The following is a 19,556-nucleotide window of genomic DNA, read 5'->3' as shown; positions in this document are numbered from 1 at the left end:
GCGACAAAGACGACGATCAGCTAAGGAGGATGGAACCATGCCGTTAGTATCGATGAAAGAGATGCTCAACGAGGCGCTGCGCGGCAAATACGCGGTCGGTCAATTTAACATTAACAACTTGGAATGGACACAAGCCATTTTAGCGGCGGCCGAAGAGGAAAAATCGCCGGTCATTCTCGGCGTCTCCGAAGGGGCGGCCCGCTATATGAGCGGATTCAAAACGGTCGTCAATATGGTCAAAGGGTTAATGGAAGACATGAACATCACCGTTCCGGTCGCCATCCATCTCGACCATGGATCGAGCTTTGAAAAATGCAAAGCGGCGATTGACGCCGGGTTCACCTCGGTTATGATTGACGCCTCCCACCATCCATTTGAAGAAAACGTCCGCATCACCTCGCAAGTCGTTGAATATGCTCATGCGCGCGGCGTTTCGGTCGAAGCGGAGCTCGGCATCGTCGGCGGGCAGGAAGACGACGTCGTCGGAGAAGGGATCATTTACGCCGACCCGAAAGAGTGCGAAGAGCTTGTCAAACGGACAGGCGTCGACTGTCTCGCCCCGGCGCTCGGTTCTGTGCACGGCCCGTACAAAGGAGAGCCGAAGCTCGGATTTGCCGAAATGGAGCAAATCCGCGATTTAACCGGCGTTCCGCTTGTGCTCCACGGCGGCACCGGCATTCCGACCGAACAAATTCAACGCGCGATCTCCCTTGGCACATCGAAAATCAACGTCAATACCGAAAACCAAATGGCGTTTACCAAAGTCGTCCGCGAACTGCTCGCGAAAGACCCGAACGTCTATGATCCGCGCAAAATCATCGGCCCGGGCCGCGACGCCATCAAAGCGACGGTCATCGGCAAAATGCGCGAGTTTGGCTCGTCCGGAAAAGCGGCGCGATGAATCGGCTTCGCGGGCGGCGTTTGGCCGCCGCGCGGCTGCCTTTGCATGTGCAACGAATAACAAGGAGGGTTCAGCATGAAATTTTTTATCGACACTGCCAACTTGGAAGAAATCAAACACGCCCATGAACTCGGCATTTTGGCCGGCGTCACGACCAACCCAAGCCTCGTGGCGAAGGAGAACGTATCGTTCCATGATCGGTTGCGCGAAATTACATCGATCGTTTCTGGTTCGGTGAGCGCTGAAGTCATTTCGACCGACGCCGCTGGCATGATCGCGGAAGGCGAAGAGCTGGCGAAAATCGCCCCGAACATTACGATCAAAGTGCCGATGACGCCGGAAGGCTTAAAAGCAGTCAAGGCGTTCAGCGAAAAAGGGATTCAAACGAATGTGACGCTTGTGTTCACCGCCAACCAGGCGCTCTTGGCCGCACGCGCCGGCGCGACGTACGTCTCTCCGTTCCTCGGCCGCCTCGATGACATCGGCCATAACGGTTTAGAGCTCATTTCCACCATCGCTGAGATTTTCAACATTCATGGCATTGAAACGGAAATCATCGCCGCTTCGATCCGCCATCCGCACCATGTGACAGAAGCGGCGTTGCGCGGGGCGCATATTGCCACGGTTCCGTACAAGGTGCTTATGCAATTGTTCAACCATCCGCTGACCGATCAAGGAATTGAGAAGTTTCTCGCCGACTGGAATCGGCAAAAATGAAAGTAAGCCGTTTGCCTCTTGGGTGAAGCGGGCTCGCTCTGCCGCGTTCAGGCCGGACGTGATGAGCCCGCCCGGCTTTGCTTTTTCGTCCCAGGGGTGAAGCCAACTTCCGAGCAAAGAAGGGAGACGACGATGGATAAAATGAAAATTATCGGCGGAGATCGGCTGCGGGGAACGATCAAAGTGAGCGGTGCGAAAAACAGCGCGGTCGCTTTGATTCCTGCAGCGATTTTGGCCGATTCGCCGGTGACGATCGAGGGGTTGCCGGACATTTCCGACGTGCACATTTTAGGAAGCTTGATCGAAGAAATCGGCGGCTCGTTTTCGTTTGACGGCAAAGAGGCGGTCATCGACCCAACGAATATGGTGTCCATGCCGCTTCCAAATGGGAAGGTGAAAAAGCTGCGCGCCTCCTACTATTTGATGGGGGCGATGCTTGGCCGCTTCAAAAGAGCGGTTGTCGGCTTGCCGGGCGGATGTCATCTCGGTCCGCGCCCGATTGACCAGCATATCAAAGGGTTTGAGGCGCTGGGAGCCACCGTAACGAACGAGCAGGGCGCCATTTACTTGCGCGCGGAGGAACTGCGCGGAGCCCGCATTTTTTTGGACGTCGTCAGCGTCGGCGCGACGATCAACATCATGCTGGCGGCGGTGCGCGCCAAAGGGCGGACGATTATCGAAAATGCGGCGAAAGAGCCGGAAATCATCGATGTAGCGACATTGCTTTCGAATATGGGCGCGAAAATCAAAGGAGCCGGCACCGATGTGATCCGCATTGACGGCGTCGAAAAATTATCGGGCTGCCGCCATGCCATCATCCCGGATCGGATCGAAGCCGGGACGTACATGATCGCCGCCGCGGCCACCAATGGCGAAGTCGTCGTCGACAACGTCATCCCGCAGCACGTTGAATCGCTGACGGCCAAATTGCGCGAAATGGGGGTGCGCGTGGAGACGGGGGAAGATCAAATTCTCGTCTGCGGCACCGACGTTTTGAAAGCGGTTGACGTCAAGACGCTCGTCTATCCGGGCTTCCCAACTGATCTGCAGCAGCCGTTTACCGCGCTGCTGACAAAAGCCAACGGCACAAGCGTCGTCACCGACACGATTTACAGCGCCCGCTTCAAGCATGTCGATGAATTGCGGCGCATGAACGCCAATGTAAAAGTCGAAGGCCGCTCAGCCATCGTCACCGGCCCCGTCAAACTGCAAGGGGCGAAAGTGAAGGCGAGCGATTTGCGCGCCGGGGCGGCGCTTGTCATTGCCGGGCTGATGGCTGAAGGAGTGACGGAGATCACCGGCGTCGAGCATATCGACCGCGGCTACAGCAACCTCGTCGAAAAACTGTCTGACATCGGCGCCACCATTTGGCGCGAAAAAATGACCGATGAAGAAATCGAGCAAGTGAAAAACGCGTAACGTCCAGTCGACAAAGGGGAAGGGGAGAACGACGATGGAACGAAGCTTATCGATGGAACTCGTGCGCGTCACCGAAGCGGCGGCGCTTGCCGCCGCCCGCTGGATGGGGCGCGGGAAAAAGAATGAGGCTGATGACGCCGCGACGTCGGCGATGCGCGACGTGTTTGACACCGTGCCGATGAAAGGCACCGTCGTCATCGGCGAAGGGGAAATGGACGAAGCGCCGATGCTGTATATCGGGGAAAAGCTCGGCAACGGCTATGGCCCGCGCGTCGATGTCGCTGTCGACCCGCTTGAAGGGACGAACATCGTCGCTTCCGGGGGATGGAACGCCTTGGCTGTCGTCGCTGTCGCTGACCACGGTCATCTGCTTCACGCGCCGGACATGTACATGGAGAAAATCGCCGTCGGGCCGGAAGCGGTCGGGATGATTGACATTGAGGCGCCGATCATCGACAATTTAAAGGCGGTGGCGAAGGCGAAAAACAAAGATATTGAAGACGTCGTCGCGGTTGTTCTCAACCGTCCGCGCCATGAGCGTCTCATTCATGAGCTGCGTGAAGCCGGCGCCCGCATTAAGCTCATCAATGACGGCGATGTCGCCGCCGCCATTAACACGGCGTTTGACCATACCGGCGTTGACATTTTGTTCGGCTCGGGCGGCGCGCCGGAAGGAGTGCTCGCCGCGGTCGCGTTGAAATGCCTTGGTGGCGAACTGCAAGGGAAGCTGCTGCCGCAAAACGACGATGAAGTCGAGCGGTGCAAACAAATGGGCATTGACGTCAACAAAGTGCTGCGCATGGACGATTTGGTGAAAGGAGACGACGCGATTTTTGCCGCCACCGGCGTCACCGACGGCGAGCTGTTGCGCGGCGTGCGGCTGAAAGGGGCGTACGGCCTCACCCACTCCGTCGTCATGCGGGCCAAGTCCGGCACGGTCCGCTTCATCGAAGGGCGGCACAGTTTGAAGAAAAAACCGAACTTAGTCATCAAATGATATCCTACCATCCGGCCGGGCGCCGGAGCCGCGCCTGGCTCGGAAAAACAAAAAAATATTGATTAAAAAGAAGAAAAAAGGGTAAAATAGTCGTGTTGCTTATGCAAAAATAAGCTCTGCCATTCTACTTCTTTATTTCATTTCAGCCTTCATCATCTTCGAAATGAATCCCTTCGCCTGTCGAATTGATGACCAATACGTCCGAACACGAACGATGGGAGAATAGGAAAATTTGCAAAGTGTGGTGTCAAGATGGAATTAACGTTAGCAGCACTAGAAAACATGAAATTGAAGGAGCTGTATGAGCTCGCCAAGCAATACAAAATTTCATACTACAGCAAGTTGACGAAAAAGGAGCTTATTTTTGCGATTTTGAAAGCGCGTGCCGAACAAGACGGCCTCTTTTTCATGGAAGGCATCCTCGAAATCATTCCGTCGGAAGGATTCGGCTTTTTGCGCCCGATCAACTATTCCCCGAGCTCGGAAGACATTTACATTTCCGCTTCCCAAATCCGCCGTTTTGATTTGCGCAACGGGGATAAAGTATCCGGCAAAGTGCGGCCGCCGAAAGAAAATGAACGCTACTTCGGCTTGCTTCATGTCGAAGCGGTCAACGGCGAAGACCCGGAAGTCGCCAAGGAGCGCGTTCACTTTCCAGCGTTGACGCCGCTTTACCCGAATCGGCAAATGAAGCTGGAGACAACGCCGGACAAGCTGTCGACCCGCATCATCGACTTGATCGCTCCCGTCGGCTTTGGCCAGCGCGGGTTGATCGTCGCGCCGCCGAAAGCTGGCAAGACGATGCTGCTGAAGGAAATTGCCAACAGCATCACCACAAACCACCCGGATGTCGAGTTGATCGTCTTGCTCATTGACGAACGGCCGGAAGAAGTGACCGACATCGAGCGGTCGGTGCAAGGCGATGTCGTCAGCTCGACGTTTGATGAGGTGCCGGAAAACCATATTAAAGTGGCCGAGCTTGTCTTAGAACGGGCGATGCGATTAGTTGAGCATAAGCGTGACGTCGTCATTTTAATGGACAGCATCACCCGCCTCGCCCGGGCGTACAACTTGGTCATTCCGCCGAGCGGACGCACGCTCTCAGGAGGGATCGACCCAGCGGCGTTTCATCGCCCGAAGCGGTTTTTCGGCGCGGCGCGCAACATCGAAGAAGGCGGCAGCTTGACGATTTTGGCGACCGCCCTCATTGACACCGGGTCGCGCATGGATGACGTCATTTACGAGGAATTTAAAGGCACCGGCAACATGGAGCTCCATCTTGACCGCTCGCTCGCCGAGCGCCGCATTTTTCCGGCGATTGACATTCGCCGCTCGGGAACGCGCAAAGAGGAGCTGCTCATCCCGAAAGAACATTTGGAAAAGCTGTGGGCGATCCGCAAAACGATGGCCGATTCGCCCGACTTTATCGAGCGGTTTTTGAACAAATTGCGCCGGACGAAGTCAAACGAAGAGTTTTTCGCCTTGCTCGATCAGGAGTGGAAACAGGGCGGCCCGCCCCGTCTGTAGGCAGTTGGCGGAATTTGCCGCGAATCGCCCGTTGCAAACTGACAGAAAAGCTGTTATAATCTTAACATGTGTGTTTTGGCTATCGCCTTTTGGTTTGTGCGATCCGTGATTTGCACCGGCTGGGTTCGCTTCGGTGGAGCCCCAGCTGTTCCATGCGCTGCGCCTTGCCAAACGGGCGGGCGCGCATAAGCATGAAGCGTTCCATGCTACGAATCACTCTGTTTCGATAAGATACAGGGCGGAAGGAGATGAAAACGATGAAACAAGGCATCCATCCAGAGTACAAAAAAGTCATCGTCCGTTGCGCATGCGGCAACGAATTCGAAAGCGGTTCGGTCAAAGACGAGCTGCGCGTGGAGATTTGCTCGGAATGCCATCCGTTCTTCACGGGCAAACAAAAATTTGTTACGGCAGCGGGCCGCGTGGATAAATTCAATAAAAAATACGGCCTTAAGTAACAAGGACGTGACGAAAGCAGGCAAGCGAAACTTGCCTGCTTTTTCGTGAGAGCAGATGGAAGACCGGTTGCTTATCAAGCTGATCCCGCTGATCGTTGCGATGGCAGACGGCAAGGAGCGGCCGATGGTTTGAGGACAGTGTTGTGTGAAAGGAGAGGCCCCGATGTACGTGATGACGCAGTCCGGCTGGCTTGAGCTCATTTGTGGATGCATGTTTTCCGGCAAATCAGAAGAATTGATTCGCCGCGTCCGCCGCGCTCAGTTTGCCAAGCAGGAAGTGAAAGTGTTCAAACCGACGATCGACAATCGTTATAGCGAAGACGCAGTCGTGTCGCACAACGGCAATTCGGTGATCGCCATTCCGGTCGCGACGCCGGCGGAAATGTTCCGCTACATTTCCGCCGCCACCGACGTCGTCGCCATCGATGAAATACAGTTTTTTTCCGACGACATCATCGATGTGGTGCAAACGCTCGCTGATTGCGGCTACCGCGTCATCGCCGCGGGGCTCGACCAAGATTTTCGCGGCGAACCGTTTGGCCCCGTGCCGGCGCTGATGGCGATCGCTGAGTCGGTGACGAAGCTGCAGGCGGTTTGCACGGTATGCGGTTCCCCGGCCAGCCGGACGCAGCGGCTCATTAACGGTGCGCCCGCCTCTTATGACGATCCGGTGATTCTCGTCGGCGCCAGCGAGGCGTACGAGCCTCGCTGCCGCCATCACCATGAAGTGCCTGGCAAACCGAAAAAGCGATACAACCACCCGCTTGCTGGACATACGGGTGAGTGATGGTGAGGCGGTCACTGATGTTGTTTGGCCGCTTTCATCGGCCAAGTGGCGAAGCGCAGCCATCGTTGATGGAAACGGTGCATATTCGTATGTTTCGCCGACCGAGAAGGGCGGAAGCGGCGCCATCATTCTCGCCCGTCTCGTGCGTCCATTCGCTATGGGAGGAAAAAGCGTTTGGCATGCGGCTCGTTCATCATTGATCGTTCGCTTGACTAGGCTGCCCCTTTTGTTCGTTCGCCGCAAAATAGACGAATGATGGCAGAAAGATTTATGGCTTGCCGTGTATCATTGACGGGCGATCATGGACATCCTAACAGCTAAGGAGGCGAAAAAGGATGAGACGCATCTGGCTGTTAGGAATGATCTTCCTGCTTTCGGCCTGTTCGCTCGCTCCGGATCATCCGTCCTACCGCCAGCAAAGCGAGGACAAAAACGGCGCGCGGCTGATGACGGACGGGCGGCCGAAGATCGACGCTGACAGAGACTTGTACAACAACTTCGACGATCCGGAAAACGTGCGGCAAAACCCGAATTTTATCAGCTTGACCGAAGGAAGCGAAAACCAGCGCGCCGATACGCGCAAGGCAGCACAACTCATCGAGCGGTACACCGATTACCACGCCGACTCCATCTGGTTTCACGGCGGCAATATGTATGTGACCGTTGATGCACCGGAAGAGCTGTCTGACGAGGAGCGGCAGCGCGAGGCGCAACGCATTGACAAGCTGCTGACAAAAGCAATCCCGACATACGAGGTCATCGTGCGCGTCAACTGAGAGCTCCCGCTTGCCAAAAGCGGGGGTTTTTGTTTGGCTTCATTTCATGCTATAATCTAAAATTAGACTGTGTGGGAAAAACAGAGGTGAATGATGTGTTTGATCGGTTGGAAGCTGTGGAGCAACGGTATGAAAAGCTCAATGAACTGTTGATGGACCCCGACGTCATCAACGATCCGAAAAAGCTGCGCGATTATTCGAAAGAGCAGGCGGATTTGGAAGAAACGGTGCAAACGTACCGCGAATACAAATCGGTTCGCGAGCAACTCGCGGAAGCGAAGGCGATGCTTGAGGAAAAGCTCGATCCGGAGCTGCGGGAGATGGTGAAAGAGGAAATCGGCGAGCTGGAAGAACGGGAAGAGGCGCTCGTTGAAAAGCTGAAAGTGCTGCTTTTGCCGAAAGACCCAAACGATGAGAAAAACGTCATTATGGAAATCCGCGCGGCCGCCGGCGGTGAAGAGGCAGCGCTGTTTGCCGGCGACTTGTACCGGATGTATACGCGCTATGCGGAATCGCAAGGGTGGAAGACGGAAGTGATCGAAGCGAGCCCGACCGGCCTCGGCGGCTATAAAGAAATCATTTTTATGATCAACGGCAAAGGGGCGTATTCAAAGCTGAAGTTTGAAAACGGCGCGCATCGCGTCCAGCGCGTCCCGGAAACGGAGTCAGGCGGGCGCATCCATACGTCGACGGCGACGGTCGCCTGCCTGCCGGAGATGGAAGAAATCGAAGTCGAAATCAATGAAAAAGACATTCGCGTCGACACGTTCGCCTCAAGCGGACCGGGTGGGCAAAGCGTCAACACGACGATGTCGGCCGTGCGCCTCACCCATATTCCGACCGGCATTGTTGTCACGTGCCAAGACGAAAAATCGCAAATCAAAAACAAAGAAAAAGCGATGAAAGTATTGCGTGCCCGCATTTATGACAAGTACCAGCAAGAAGCGCGCGCCGAATATGACCAAACGCGCAAGCAAGCTGTCGGCACCGGCGACCGTTCCGAGCGCATCCGGACGTACAACTTCCCGCAAAACCGCGTCACGGACCACCGCATCGGATTGACGATCCAAAAGCTCGATCAAGTGCTCGATGGCCACCTCGACGAAATTATCGAGGCGCTCATTTTGGACGATCAGGCGAAAAAATTGGAGCAAGCGAACGATGCGTCGTAACGTCCACGAAGTCCTCGCCTGGGCTTCTTCTTTTTTGCGCGCCCACGGAAAAGAGGAGCGGGCGGCAGAGTGGCTATTGTGCCACCATTTAGGCGTGGACCGGGCCGGGCTGTTCGCCCGTTGGCGCGAGCCGGTCGACGAAGCGGTATATGAACGATTTGCGGCCGATGTGCGCCGCCATGCGGTGGATCATGTGCCGATTCAATATTTGATCGGCTATGAATCGTTTTACGGCCGGCCGTTTCTTGTCAACCGCCATGTGTTGATCCCGCGCCCGGAAACGGAAGAACTGGTGCTTGGCGTCCTAAAACGGGTGCCGCGCCTATTTGCTGGTCGGAAGCGGATCGATGTCGTTGACGTCGGCACTGGCAGCGGGGCGATCGCCGTGACATTGGCGCTGGAGAACAAAGCGTTGTCGGTGACCGCAACCGATATTTCCGAAGCGGCGCTCGCGGTCGCCCGTGAAAACGCCCGGCGGCTCGGGGCGAATGTTTCATTTTTGTGCGGCGACTTGCTGCAGCCGATCATGGCCATGGGGTGGACGGTCGATGTCGTCGTTTCCAATCCACCGTACATTCCAGAGACGGACGCCGCTATGCTTTCCCCGGTCGTCAAAAACTATGAGCCGCACACGGCGCTCTTTGGCGGCCGCGATGGGCTCGATTTTTACCGCCGCTTCGCCCGCGAGTTGCCGCTTGTGCTCGGCGCGCCGGCGCTTGCCGCTTTTGAAGTCGGCGCCGGGCAAGGGGAAGCAGTGGCGGCGCTCTTGGCCGCAGCGTTTCCAGAAGCCGAAGTGGAAGTCGATTTTGACCTCAACGGCAAAGACCGGATGGTGTACATGACGCGGCCGAAAAACGGGAAAACGTGTTAGATTGATAGGTTTAAAAACGAGCGGCGCCGTCCACAATGAAAGGTGAAAGGACGGTGCCGATGATGACCATCAAAGGAAATGCCATTGCCATATGTTTATATATCATTCTATTAACGACAGGCGTACTCGTCGAGCTGTACGGCCACAAGACGGACGCCGGGGCGAACGCGGCGGTCGCCATCCCTGATGAGGCAATCCGCCTGCGCATTTTAGCCAACAGCGACGCCGATGAAGACCAACAATTGAAGCGAAAAGTGCGTGATGCGGTCAATGCGCAAATCAACGGCTGGGTGGCCGAACTCACTTCGTTTGAGGAAGCAAAGCGCGTCATCCGCTCTCACCTGCCGGACATCGAGCGGACGGTCGCCCGCGTGTTGCGCGATGAACAAAGCGATCAAACGTACAAAGTGGAGTTTGGCCCGGTTCATTTTCCGACGAAAGTGTACGGCAACTACGTATATCCGGCTGGCATCTATGATGCCGTGCTGATCACGCTTGGGGAAGGAAAAGGAGCAAACTGGTGGTGCGTTCTGTTCCCGCCGCTTTGTTTTCTCGATTTTTCAAACAGCGATGCCGTCATGATGGCGGCGAACCGATCGCCTGCAGGAACGAATGAACCGGTGTCGGCTGAGAGCGTCCGGTCAATGGAAGCCGGGTCGAAGCAAAACAGCGAGTCGGCCGAAGCGGAAGCTGAGGCGATGCGAAGCGGCGAGCAGGCCATCGAGCGGGACGAACCGAAAGAGGAGAGGGGTGCGATGGCGGAAACCGAAGATCGCGCCGCTTCGTCCATCCATGCGGATGGCGAGAAGGACAAAGGGCACACTGATGATCAAGAATCGTCCTTCGTCGTCATGGCCGAGCCGGAACAGCCGGTGGAAGTCAAATTTTTCTTCAAAGAGTGGCTCAGCCATCTCATTCCATAAGCATCTATCCACAAAGTTATCCACAAAAATAACAAGTTTATTCACAATTTGTGTATAACTGTGGAAAGGCATCGGGCGGCGATCTGACGCTTGTAAAAAAAGCCGCCATTTTCAAGGCGAATCACGGCGATGGAGAAGGTGAAACGATTGAAAACGCGTGTTTGGGTTGTGGATAATATTGTTGATAAACAGCAAGTTTATCCACAAATACGAGAGGCGGTTGAATGGCTGCGGGCCGGGGAAGTTATCGCATTCCCGACGGAAACGGTGTACGGGTTGGGGGCTGATGCGGCCAATACAGCCGCGGTGGAAAAAATTTTCGCCGCCAAAGGGCGGCCGAGCGACAATCCGCTCATCGTTCATGTCGCCAGCATGGCCCAAGCGGAGGCGGTAGCCGCCTCGATCCCACCGATGGCGAAAACGTTGATGGAGCGGTTTTGGCCGGGGCCGCTCACGTTAGTATTGCCAAAACGGGCCAAAGCGGTGTCTGAACGGGTGACGGCCGGGCTGCCGACGGTGGCGGTGCGCATGCCGGATCACCCGCTGGCGCTGGCGTTGATCGAGGCGAGCGGCTTGGCGTTGGCCGCCCCGAGCGCGAATCGGTCAGGAAGGCCGAGTCCGACGACGGCGGCGCACGTGCTTGCCGATTTAGACGGGCGGATCGCCGGGGTGATCGACGGCGGGCCGACCGGCGTGGGCGTTGAATCGACGGTGCTCGATTGCAGTGGGGGCGTGCCGACGATTTTGCGCCCGGGAGGAGTGACGAAAGAGGCGCTTATTGAAGCGATCGGCCGCGTTGAAGAGGCCGCTGCTGTGGATGACGAGGCGGCGCCGAAAGCGCCGGGGATGAAATATACGCATTATGCGCCGAAAGCGCCGCTTTGGATCGTCGCCGGCCCGCCCGCGTTTTTGCAGCGGCTTGTCGATGAAAGCCGGGCGGAAGGGAAAACGGTCGGCGTGTTGACGACCGAGGAGAACCGGGATCAGTATGCGGCCGATGTCGTGCTGCCGTGCGGAACGCGCCAGGCGCTTGAGACGGTCGCGAGCCGGCTGTACGACACGCTGCGCCGATTTGATGAAACGAACGTCGATCTCATTTACAGCGAGGCGTTTCCGGAAGAAGGAATCGGCGCGGCGATCATGAACCGGCTCCGCAAAGCAGCCGGCGGACGCGCCATCAGCGAACAGCGGAAATGAAAGGACGGCCGTCTGTATAGATGCAGTGAACAAGTTTCACATATCCTGGTCGAGAAAGCAGCTTGTCTATTTTTTGACGGTCGGAGGCAAGCCGCAGGCTTCTTCGTCGCGCCTTGGCGTGACGGAAGACCGAACGGAAACGCGCTTCACAGATCCATGTATGGGTTTGGAAGCGGCGTTGTTCGGTCGTGCGACAGTCGAGAAAACGGCTCTGCAAACGGTAAGGTTCAAATTGCAACTAGAGGATTTGGGGGATGCCGTTTCCAAGCGCTAAACCGGTCTGTTGTGGACCGGTTTTTTCTTTTCCGTCCGCCCGTCAATCAGGCGGCGCCCATTGGCTGCCCGCTCTGCTTCTAAACTGCCCTGGACGTGCATATGTTTAGCAATAAGGCCGGTCCGGGAGGGAAGAAACATGGGCGCATTCATCGGCGAAATCATCGCGCTGTCAATGATGGCGCTGGCGCTGGGCATGGACGCGTTTTCAGTCGCTTTAGGAATGGGGCTGTTGCGCCTCCGGCTGCGGCAAATGTTTTATATCGGGTTGACGATCGGCTTGTTTCATATTCTCATGCCGCTTGCTGGCATGGCGGTCGGCCGCCTGCTGTCGCGCGAGTTCGGAAGTGTCGCGACATACGCGGGCGGGGCGCTGCTGTTATGGCTTGGCGGGCAAATGATCATCGCCTCGTTCCGGAGGGACGATGGCTCACCGCTGTTTCCTCGTGGGGTGGGGTTGCTTTTTTTTGCGTTCAGCGTCAGCCTAGACAGCTTTTCCGTCGGGCTGAGCCTCGGCATTTTCGGAGCGCGGACGATGGTGACGATTTTGCTGTTTGGTCTGTTCAGCATGGTGCTGACATGGGTTGGGCTTTTTGTCGGCCGCCATTTTCAGCAATGGCTCGGTTCTTACAGCGAAGCGCTCGGCGGCAGCATTTTGCTGGCGTTCGGGCTCAAGCTGCTTTTTCTATAAACGGCGGCAGGCGGTTTTCCTTCAGTGGAAAAAAGCGGACTGCCTGCTTTTTTTGCGGCTCTTCACCAAAAGTTGTACTTGATTTTTTCTGAGCATACCCTATTTACGCTTGTGAGGGAAAATCAGCACTTTTTGCCTATCCTTACGCAGGAACCCGCATTGCTTGTCAAGTACATGTTGTGGTGAAGAGCCTTTTTTTGCTCTTTTCCCTATGGTATATTGATGGTAAGTCATTGATGTGAAGAGGTGGTTGTATGCCATACCGCATTTTGTTCGTCTGCACGGGCAATACGTGCCGAAGCCCGATGGCCGCTGCATTGTTGGAGAATAAGCAGCTGCCAGGCGTCGAGGTGAAATCGGCCGGCGTGTTTGCGGCGGAAGGGAGCGAGGCGTCGGTTCACGCCAAGACGGTGTTGAAGGAAAAAGGAATCGAAGCGGCCCACCGCTCCTCGCAGCTGAAAAAAGAGCATATCGACTGGGCGACGCACGTGCTGGCGATGACATCCGGCCATAAAGAAATGATCGTCGAGCGTTTCCCAGAAGCGAAGGACAAAACGTTTACGTTGAAGCAGTTCGTCTCGGGAACAGACGGCGACATCGCCGATCCGTTCGGCGGGCCGATTGAAGTGTACCGGGCGGCGCGCGATGAGCTGGAGACGCTCATTGACCGCTTGGCGGAAAAGTTGCAAACAGAACAATGAGGTTGAGAAGTGAGGGGGAACACAAATGGGGGGGACAAGTCATCGGTTCGGTTTGCGCCTGAAGCTCGTCGTCTTTACGACAGCGTTGGCGCTGATCACGTATTCAACGAGCGCCTTTTTCTTGTACGTTTTGTATGATCAGTGGTTCGCCTCATGGAACAAAAGCGTGTTCACGATGATCGTGTTGCTCCTTGGCATCTTTTGGTCCGGAGTGCTTGCCTATTTGGCCGCTGGCTGGATTACAAGGCCGCTGCAACGGCTCGAGGAAGCGGCGGCAAAGGCGACGGAAGGGCATATCGATGAGGATGTTCCGCTGCCCTCTTCCCATGACGAAATTCGCTCGCTGGCTGTCGCGTTCAACCGGATGCTCGGCCATTTGCGCGCAGTCGTCGCCAATGTGGAAGAGAGCGCAGCGCGCACGACTGAAAAGACGGCGGAAATGAGGCAGGCGTCCGAAACAGCGTCAAACCGTGCACGCGATATTGCAGCGACCATTGACGACATTTCCAAAGGGGCGGCGTCTTCGGCCGAGGCGATCCAAGAAGCGGCTGCGGCGGCCGAGGATGTGCTCGCCATCGCAGTACAAGTAAAAGAAACAGCCGAGCGTGCGGAACAGTCGGTATATGGGATGGCCGAAACGCTGAAGGCAAGCCGCGATATCACCCATTCGCTTGTCAGCGGCATCGATCAGCTGGCTGACGATCAAGAACTGTCGCGGGCGGCTGTCAAGCAGCTCGAAGCACACGCCAATCAAATCGGCAACATTACGTTGCTTGTCGCGGACATCGCTGAACAGACGAACTTGCTTGCGCTCAATGCTTCCATTGAGGCAGCCCGCGCCGGCGAGCACGGCCGGGGGTTTGCCGTCGTCGCTGAGGAAGTGCGCAAGCTGGCTGATGAGAGCGCCAAGGCGGTCAAGAAAATCGCGGAACTGGTCGGCAACATTCAAAATGAAGTCGCCCGTGTGGTGGCGCAAATGGACAAGCAGGTGGCCGCCGCAAACGCTGAGGCGGCGAAAGGGGAGCGCACGAATGAGGCCATTGCGGCCATGGCGGCCTCAGCTGATGAAGTGATCCGCGCCGTCCATGACATCGCTGAGTTGGCGAAGCGTCAAATGGGGCATATGAAGCGGGCCGCGGCGCAGACGCAAGAAGTGGCGGCGATTGCTGAGCAGACGTCCGCCGGCGCGCTCGAAGTTGCGGCGGCGACCGAGGAGCAGGCCGCATCGATCAACGATGTGCATAAACTGGCTGGCGAGTTGGTTGAACAGGCCGAACAATTGCAGGCGGCTGTCGCCCGGTTCCGCACCCGTTGATGCACATGCAAATATGATTCATCGAAAGGAGGAAGGGCGATTCCTCCCTGGCTTTCGCTATCACTGCGAAGCCTAGGGCTCCCCGCCCGAACGTGATGAAAGTCGCTATTGCTTCTGACCATGGTGGAATTCGCATTCGTGAGGAAATTAAAGCACTGTTGGATGAAATGGGAATCGAGTACACCGATTTTGGCTGCGATTGTGAAACATCGGTCGATTACCCGGATTACGCGCTTCCCGTCGCTGAAAAAGTGGCGCGCGGCGAATTTGATCGCGGCATTTTGATCTGCGGCACCGGCATCGGCATGACGATCGCCGCCAACAAAGTGAAAGGGGTGCGTTGCGCCCTTTGCCACGACGTCTACAGCGCCAAGCTGACGCGCATGCATAACGACAGCAACATTCTCGCGATGGGGGAGCGCGTCATCGGCCCCGGCCTGGCGCGCGAAATCGCCAAGGCATGGCTTGAGACCGAATTTGAAGGCGGACGCCATGCGCGGCGAATCGGCAAAATCGCCGAGTATGAAAATAAGCATTTGTAGGCGGAACCAGGGCCGCATCGGAGCGGATGCGGCCTGTGGGCCATAAGCGGGAGACGCCGTGCAGCCCCATGCCGGCCGTGGGCGTCTTGCTTCATGAGAATGGCGGCAGCAAGGGAGTGTATAGAGATGCAACGAAATCGTTTAACATATTCTTGACGGAAAAGTGGCTCATCCATTTTTGACTGTCGAAGGCAAGCCATAGGCTTGCCTCTGTCACGCTAAGGCGTGACGAAAGACCGAACAACGACTCGCTTCACAGACCCATTCATGGGTCTTTAAGCGGTGTTGTTCGGTCACTCGACAGTCGGATGAAATGATCGGTAAAAACGAAGAATGTAAAAGCTTTCAATTGCATTTATATAATTTTGCTGTTTTGGTAAGACAGCTGAACCGTGGGACGCACGGGGATGGCTTGGTGAACAGCCTGCCGCAGGGCGGGTGTTCCCAAGAATCTCCCACCTCTAAGCGTGAGCGTAGGTGGGAGAGCGTTCAAAAAGTCAGGCGTGTTGATTAATCAATAAAAACCCGTTGAGAAGGCTCTGTTCCCAGCTTTTCTGCTGTAGTCGGCAAGCGTTTCGTTCTCTTCACTTGAGAACTGTCGATTCAGGGGAAACGGTTGTTTTTTCATCAGCCTTCTAGGAAAACTCCATATTCGTGAGTATCGCAGGCATCCCCGGAGCCGGACCCGGTTTTGACGAATCACCGTCGAAAGTGCCAGTGTTCGTCAACGGCAGCGTGGATAAAAACGAACGAAGGAGGGGAAGAGGACATGGACGCACGATTGACCGAATGGCGGCAGCAATGGCAAGCCATCTTGCATGAGTTTCGCAAACAGGCTCCGCTTGGCCGCGGCGATGTCGTTGTGATCGGCTGCAGTACGAGCGAGGTGCTTGGCGAGCGGATCGGCACGGCTGGATCGATGGACGTTGCCGCCATGCTGTTTGCCGAGCTTGACGCGTGGCGGCGCGAAAGCGGCATTGCGCTCGCGTTTCAATGTTGTGAACATTTAAATCGGGCGCTTGTTGTCGAACGGGAAACCGCCAAAACTCACGGGCTGGAGATCGTTTCGGTCGTTCCGGTGCCGAAAGCGGGTGGGGCGATGGCCGCCTACGCCTATCGAAAGTTCGCTGACCCGGTCGTTGTCGAGGCGATTCGCGCCGATGCCGGCATTGACATCGGCCATACGCTCATCGGTATGCATTTGAAGCCGGTTGCCGTTCCCGTGCGCGTTTCGGTGAAGCACATTGGATCGGCGTGCGTGACGCTGGCGAAAACGCGGCCGAAGCTGATCGGCGGCGCCCGAGCGGTCTACTCGTTGGAAAATCCGAATGATTCCTGTTCTTTCTAGCGGTTTCATTCATTTTTTCTTTGAATTTGCCTAGCTGAAGCTGATAAAATAAAAACGAATATTCACTGATTTCGCATAAGGGGGAGCTATTGATGAATTACTTGCCACAACAAGATCCGCAAGTGTTCGCCGCTATTGAGCAAGAGCGGAAGCGGCAACATGCGAAAATTGAACTGATCGCCTCGGAAAACTTTGTCAGCCGCGCGGTCATGGAAGCGCAAGGGTCGGTGCTGACGAACAAATATGCGGAAGGCTATCCGGGACGCCGGTATTACGGCGGTTGCGAATACGTTGATGTCGTCGAAGAGCTGGCGCGCGAGCGGGCGAAGCAGTTGTTTGGAGCGGAGCATGTGAACGTCCAGCCGCACTCCGGGGCGCAGGCGAACATGGCCGTTTATTTCACCGTTCTTGAGCACGGCGACACGGTGCTTGGCATGAACTTGTCGCACGGCGGCCATTTGACGCACGGCAGCCCGGTCAATTTCAGCGGCATTCAGTACAATTTTGTCGAATACGGCGTCGATCCGGAAACGCATGTCATTGACTATGACGACGTGCGCGAAAAAGCGCGCCTTCACCGGCCGAAGTTGATCGTCGCCGGCGCGAGCGCCTATCCGCGCATCATCGACTTCGCCAAGTTCCGCGAGATTGCCGATGAAGTCGGCGCCTATTTAATGGTTGACATGGCCCATATTGCCGGTCTTGTTGCGGCAGGTGTTCATCCGAATCCAGTGCCGTACGCCCATTTCGTTACGACGACGACGCACAAAACGCTGCGCGGTCCGCGCGGCGGGATGATTTTATGCCAGGAGCAGTTCGCCAAACAGATCGACAAAGCCATTTTCCCTGGCATTCAAGGCGGCCCGCTCATGCATGTCATTGCCGCCAAAGCCGTCGCGCTCGGCGAAGCGTTGCAAGACGACTTTAAAGTCTACGCGAAGCGCGTCGTGGAGAATGCCAAACGGCTCGCAGCCGCCTTGCAAAACGAAGGATTCACTCTCATTTCCGGCGGCACGGACAACCATTTGCTGCTTGTCGATTTGCGCCCGCAGCAGCTGACCGGGAAAACGGCGGAGAAAGTGCTCGATGAGGTCGGGATTACGGTCAACAAAAACACGATTCCGTACGATCCGGAAAGCCCGTTTGTCACAAGCGGCATCCGCATCGGCACGGCCGCGGTCACGACGCGCGGCTTCGGATTGGAAGAGATGGACGAAATCGCCGCCATCATCGGCCTTGTGCTGAAAAACGTCGGCAGCGAACAAGCGCTTGAGGAAGCGCGCCAACGCGTGGCCGCTTTGACGGAAAAGTTTCCGCTCTATCAAGACTAAGCGCCGCCGCTTCGTCCGAAACCGTACGGTGCACCGCCTCCGGATTTGGCGGTGCGCCTTTTTCCGTTCGTTCGGCAGTTGAATAGGCGCTCGTTTTCCAGTAGAATGTATAGAAGTGCAGCGCATACATACGGAAGAGGAGAGTTGACCCATGGGAAAAGTGTACGTCTTTGATCATCCGCTCATCCAGCATAAATTGACCTACATTCGCGACAAGAATACGGGCACGAAAGAATTTCGCGAGCTTGTCGACGAAGTGGCGACGTTGATGGCGTTTGAAATTACACGCGATCTGCCGCTTGAGGAAGTCGAGATCGAAACCCCCGTCAGTAAAGCCAGAGCGAAAGTGATCGCCGGCAAAAAACTGGGCGTCATTCCGATTTTGCGCGCCGGCATCGGCATGGTTGACGGCATCCTGAAGCTCATCCCGGCGGCGAAAGTCGGCCATATCGGCTTGTACCGCGATCCCCAAACATTAAAGCCGGTCGAATATTACGTCAAGCTGCCGAGCGATGTCGAAGAGCGCGATTTTATCATCGTCGACCCGATGCTCGCAACCGGCGGATCAGCGGTGGCGGCGATCGATGCGCTGAAAAAGCGGGGAGCGAAAAGCATTAAATTTATGTGCCTGATCGCGGCGCCGGAAGGAGTCAAAGCGGTGGAAACGGCCCACCCGGATGTGGACATTTACATCGCTGCCCTTGATGAGCGGTTGAACGACCACGGCTATATTGTCCCTGGTCTCGGCGACGCCGGCGACCGGCTGTTTGGCACAAAATAACAGTTGCAAGGCGCTCCGCGCCGCGCGGGGTTCGCATTCCATCGAGCGGCGGAGAGGGTGCCTTGCCCATGCGTCAGTTAAGCGCTTGCATCGAATAGGCCGCGGCAGAAAGATGGCGCTGAGAAACCGCTCCGTTTGCAAAGCCAAGTATATATATAGATGCAACGAAGAAGTTTAACATATCCTTGACGGAAAAGCGGTTTGCCCCTTTTCGACTGTCGGAGGAAAGCCACAGGCTTCTCCGTCACGCCTTGGCGTGACGGAGGACCGAACAACCGCCTGCTTCACAGACCCATATATGGGTCTGGAAGCGGCGTTGTTCGGTCGCCCGACAGTCGATCAAATACTCGGTAAAAACTGCAAATGGTAAAGCTTCAAATTGCATCTATATAGAATCATGAAAAGGAAAATAGGCTAAAAATAAAATATATCATTATACATCATCATTGTGAGAAGAAAATGAGAAATTGTCACAAATTATTAATATTTGCCCTATGTGAATGAGGTTTTACGTGGAAACACATTGACATTGACCAGGCCGTATTGTATCCTTTACAAGGGGTAGATTGAGAAGGTTTTCATTATGTTAAAGGGTGTGTTGGCATGTCCCCAAAACAGCGCCACCCGTTTCAAGCCATGGCGTTGATGTCCGCCATCGTCTCCCAACTTGTCGGTTCGATTTTGGTCGGCGTTTTCGGTGGGAGATGGGTCGATGATCGATTTGGCACCGAGCCGATCTTTTTGATCGTCGGCCTTTTGCTCGGACTGGCGGCCGGCGTGTATGCCATGTTGCGCTTGATCCGCCAATATTTCTCTGAGGAGTAATAAA

Annotated in this window: 21 protein-coding genes; all 21 read left to right on the top strand. The window is 55.9% G+C overall.

The window, feature by feature from the left end:
• Window positions 1-37: 37 nt before the first annotated feature.
• The 21 genes from ACVBDQ_RS04810 (at window position 38) to ACVBDQ_RS04710 (ending at window position 19,552) form a co-directional block, all read left to right on the top strand.
• The gene (locus ACVBDQ_RS04810) at window positions 38-901 is read left to right on the top strand and encodes a class II fructose-bisphosphate aldolase (RefSeq protein ID WP_011232853.1); all 864 of its coding nucleotides are present in this window, start codon (window positions 38-40) and stop codon (window positions 899-901) included.
• Window positions 902-976: 75 nt separating this feature from the next.
• On the top strand, window positions 977-1,618 hold the full coding sequence (fsa, locus tag ACVBDQ_RS04805; protein ID WP_011232852.1) for a fructose-6-phosphate aldolase: 642 nt from the start codon (window positions 977-979) through the stop codon (window positions 1,616-1,618).
• A gap of 132 nt (window positions 1,619-1,750) precedes the next feature.
• A complete protein-coding gene (locus ACVBDQ_RS04800; protein WP_011232851.1) occupies window positions 1,751-3,037 on the top strand; it encodes a UDP-N-acetylglucosamine 1-carboxyvinyltransferase in 1,287 nt (428 codons plus the stop codon).
• 34 nt (window positions 3,038-3,071) lie between these two features.
• Window positions 3,072-4,034 carry a class II fructose-bisphosphatase gene (gene glpX, locus ACVBDQ_RS04795; RefSeq protein WP_011232850.1) on the top strand — a complete coding sequence of 321 codons (963 nt, stop codon included), beginning with the start codon at window positions 3,072-3,074 and terminating at the stop codon, window positions 4,032-4,034.
• Between the two features lie 252 nt (window positions 4,035-4,286).
• A complete protein-coding gene (rho, locus tag ACVBDQ_RS04790; protein WP_011232849.1) occupies window positions 4,287-5,561 on the top strand; it encodes a transcription termination factor Rho in 1,275 nt (424 codons plus the stop codon).
• 257 nt (window positions 5,562-5,818) lie between these two features.
• Window positions 5,819-6,019: a 50S ribosomal protein L31 gene (gene rpmE / locus ACVBDQ_RS04785; RefSeq protein ID WP_011232848.1), complete on the top strand. Its 201-nt coding sequence runs from the start codon at window positions 5,819-5,821 to the stop codon at window positions 6,017-6,019.
• 163 nt (window positions 6,020-6,182) lie between these two features.
• Window positions 6,183-6,806 (top strand): thymidine kinase, encoded by a 624-nt coding sequence (locus tag ACVBDQ_RS04780; RefSeq protein ID WP_011232847.1) that lies wholly within the window; start codon window positions 6,183-6,185, stop codon window positions 6,804-6,806.
• A gap of 17 nt (window positions 6,807-6,823) precedes the next feature.
• Entirely contained in the window at window positions 6,824-7,006 is a 183-nt protein-coding gene (locus ACVBDQ_RS04775) for a hypothetical protein (protein WP_014196961.1), read from the top strand.
• Between the two features lie 135 nt (window positions 7,007-7,141).
• Window positions 7,142-7,582, top strand: coding sequence for a hypothetical protein (locus ACVBDQ_RS04770; RefSeq protein ID WP_015376071.1), 441 nt, complete (start codon window positions 7,142-7,144; stop codon window positions 7,580-7,582).
• A 95-nt stretch (window positions 7,583-7,677) separates the two neighbouring features.
• Complete coding sequence (prfA, locus tag ACVBDQ_RS04765) at window positions 7,678-8,754, top strand: peptide chain release factor 1 (protein ID WP_301102143.1); 1,077 nt, start codon at window positions 7,678-7,680, stop codon at window positions 8,752-8,754.
• Window positions 8,744-9,625: a peptide chain release factor N(5)-glutamine methyltransferase gene (gene prmC / locus ACVBDQ_RS04760; protein ID WP_033005969.1), complete on the top strand. Its 882-nt coding sequence runs from the start codon at window positions 8,744-8,746 to the stop codon at window positions 9,623-9,625. Before prfA ends, prmC begins: the two co-directional genes overlap by 11 nt.
• 59 nt (window positions 9,626-9,684) lie before the next feature.
• A complete protein-coding gene (gene spoIIR / locus ACVBDQ_RS04755) occupies window positions 9,685-10,548 on the top strand; it encodes a stage II sporulation protein R (protein ID WP_013146616.1) in 864 nt (287 codons plus the stop codon).
• A gap of 129 nt (window positions 10,549-10,677) precedes the next feature.
• The gene (locus ACVBDQ_RS04750; protein ID WP_013146615.1) at window positions 10,678-11,745 is read left to right on the top strand and encodes an L-threonylcarbamoyladenylate synthase; all 1,068 of its coding nucleotides are present in this window, start codon (window positions 10,678-10,680) and stop codon (window positions 11,743-11,745) included.
• Window positions 11,746-12,157: 412 nt separating this feature from the next.
• Complete coding sequence (locus ACVBDQ_RS04745; RefSeq protein ID WP_011232841.1) at window positions 12,158-12,709, top strand: manganese efflux pump MntP; 552 nt, start codon at window positions 12,158-12,160, stop codon at window positions 12,707-12,709.
• Between the two features lie 254 nt (window positions 12,710-12,963).
• A complete protein-coding gene (locus ACVBDQ_RS04740; protein ID WP_011232840.1) occupies window positions 12,964-13,410 on the top strand; it encodes a low molecular weight protein arginine phosphatase in 447 nt (148 codons plus the stop codon).
• Between the two features lie 25 nt (window positions 13,411-13,435).
• On the top strand, window positions 13,436-14,725 hold the full coding sequence (locus ACVBDQ_RS04735) for a methyl-accepting chemotaxis protein (RefSeq protein WP_011232839.1): 1,290 nt from the start codon (window positions 13,436-13,438) through the stop codon (window positions 14,723-14,725).
• Between the two features lie 95 nt (window positions 14,726-14,820).
• Window positions 14,821-15,267, top strand: coding sequence for a ribose 5-phosphate isomerase B (rpiB, locus tag ACVBDQ_RS04730; protein WP_011232838.1), 447 nt, complete (start codon window positions 14,821-14,823; stop codon window positions 15,265-15,267).
• A gap of 769 nt (window positions 15,268-16,036) precedes the next feature.
• Window positions 16,037-16,615, top strand: coding sequence for a TIGR01440 family protein (locus ACVBDQ_RS04725; protein ID WP_446663062.1), 579 nt, complete (start codon window positions 16,037-16,039; stop codon window positions 16,613-16,615).
• 92 nt (window positions 16,616-16,707) lie between these two features.
• Window positions 16,708-17,946, top strand: coding sequence for a serine hydroxymethyltransferase (gene glyA / locus ACVBDQ_RS04720; RefSeq protein ID WP_446663061.1), 1,239 nt, complete (start codon window positions 16,708-16,710; stop codon window positions 17,944-17,946).
• 151 nt (window positions 17,947-18,097) lie between these two features.
• Window positions 18,098-18,727: a uracil phosphoribosyltransferase gene (gene upp, locus ACVBDQ_RS04715; protein ID WP_011232835.1), complete on the top strand. Its 630-nt coding sequence runs from the start codon at window positions 18,098-18,100 to the stop codon at window positions 18,725-18,727.
• Window positions 18,728-19,330: 603 nt separating this feature from the next.
• Window positions 19,331-19,552 carry an AtpZ/AtpI family protein gene (locus tag ACVBDQ_RS04710; RefSeq protein WP_446663060.1) on the top strand — a complete coding sequence of 74 codons (222 nt, stop codon included), beginning with the start codon at window positions 19,331-19,333 and terminating at the stop codon, window positions 19,550-19,552.
• Window positions 19,553-19,556: the final 4 nt, after the last annotated feature.

It is taken from the genome of Geobacillus sp. CCR, from assembly GCF_052906625.1.
This window is presented reverse-complemented; position numbering and strand designations above follow the sequence as displayed.

Coding starts and splice junctions, on each gene's coding strand:
- upp (WP_011232835.1), top strand. CDS start 18,098: ATGGGAAAAGTGTACGTCTTTGATCATCCGCTCATCCAGCATAAATTG.
- ACVBDQ_RS04780 (WP_011232847.1), top strand. CDS start 6,183: ATGTACGTGATGACGCAGTCCGGCTGGCTTGAGCTCATTTGTGGATGC.
- ACVBDQ_RS04810 (WP_011232853.1), top strand. CDS start 38: ATGCCGTTAGTATCGATGAAAGAGATGCTCAACGAGGCGCTGCGCGGC.
- ACVBDQ_RS04710 (WP_446663060.1), top strand. CDS start 19,331: ATGTCCCCAAAACAGCGCCACCCGTTTCAAGCCATGGCGTTGATGTCC.
- glyA (WP_446663061.1), top strand. CDS start 16,708: ATGAATTACTTGCCACAACAAGATCCGCAAGTGTTCGCCGCTATTGAG.
- ACVBDQ_RS04750 (WP_013146615.1), top strand. CDS start 10,678: ATGGAGAAGGTGAAACGATTGAAAACGCGTGTTTGGGTTGTGGATAAT.
- ACVBDQ_RS04740 (WP_011232840.1), top strand. CDS start 12,964: ATGCCATACCGCATTTTGTTCGTCTGCACGGGCAATACGTGCCGAAGC.
- fsa (WP_011232852.1), top strand. CDS start 977: ATGAAATTTTTTATCGACACTGCCAACTTGGAAGAAATCAAACACGCC.
- ACVBDQ_RS04770 (WP_015376071.1), top strand. CDS start 7,142: ATGAGACGCATCTGGCTGTTAGGAATGATCTTCCTGCTTTCGGCCTGT.
- ACVBDQ_RS04745 (WP_011232841.1), top strand. CDS start 12,158: ATGGGCGCATTCATCGGCGAAATCATCGCGCTGTCAATGATGGCGCTG.
- rho (WP_011232849.1), top strand. CDS start 4,287: ATGGAATTAACGTTAGCAGCACTAGAAAACATGAAATTGAAGGAGCTG.
- ACVBDQ_RS04800 (WP_011232851.1), top strand. CDS start 1,751: ATGGATAAAATGAAAATTATCGGCGGAGATCGGCTGCGGGGAACGATC.
- glpX (WP_011232850.1), top strand. CDS start 3,072: ATGGAACGAAGCTTATCGATGGAACTCGTGCGCGTCACCGAAGCGGCG.
- ACVBDQ_RS04735 (WP_011232839.1), top strand. CDS start 13,436: ATGGGGGGGACAAGTCATCGGTTCGGTTTGCGCCTGAAGCTCGTCGTC.
- rpiB (WP_011232838.1), top strand. CDS start 14,821: ATGAAAGTCGCTATTGCTTCTGACCATGGTGGAATTCGCATTCGTGAG.
- ACVBDQ_RS04725 (WP_446663062.1), top strand. CDS start 16,037: ATGGACGCACGATTGACCGAATGGCGGCAGCAATGGCAAGCCATCTTG.
- spoIIR (WP_013146616.1), top strand. CDS start 9,685: ATGATGACCATCAAAGGAAATGCCATTGCCATATGTTTATATATCATT.
- ACVBDQ_RS04775 (WP_014196961.1), top strand. CDS start 6,824: ATGTTGTTTGGCCGCTTTCATCGGCCAAGTGGCGAAGCGCAGCCATCG.
- rpmE (WP_011232848.1), top strand. CDS start 5,819: ATGAAACAAGGCATCCATCCAGAGTACAAAAAAGTCATCGTCCGTTGC.
- prmC (WP_033005969.1), top strand. CDS start 8,744: ATGCGTCGTAACGTCCACGAAGTCCTCGCCTGGGCTTCTTCTTTTTTG.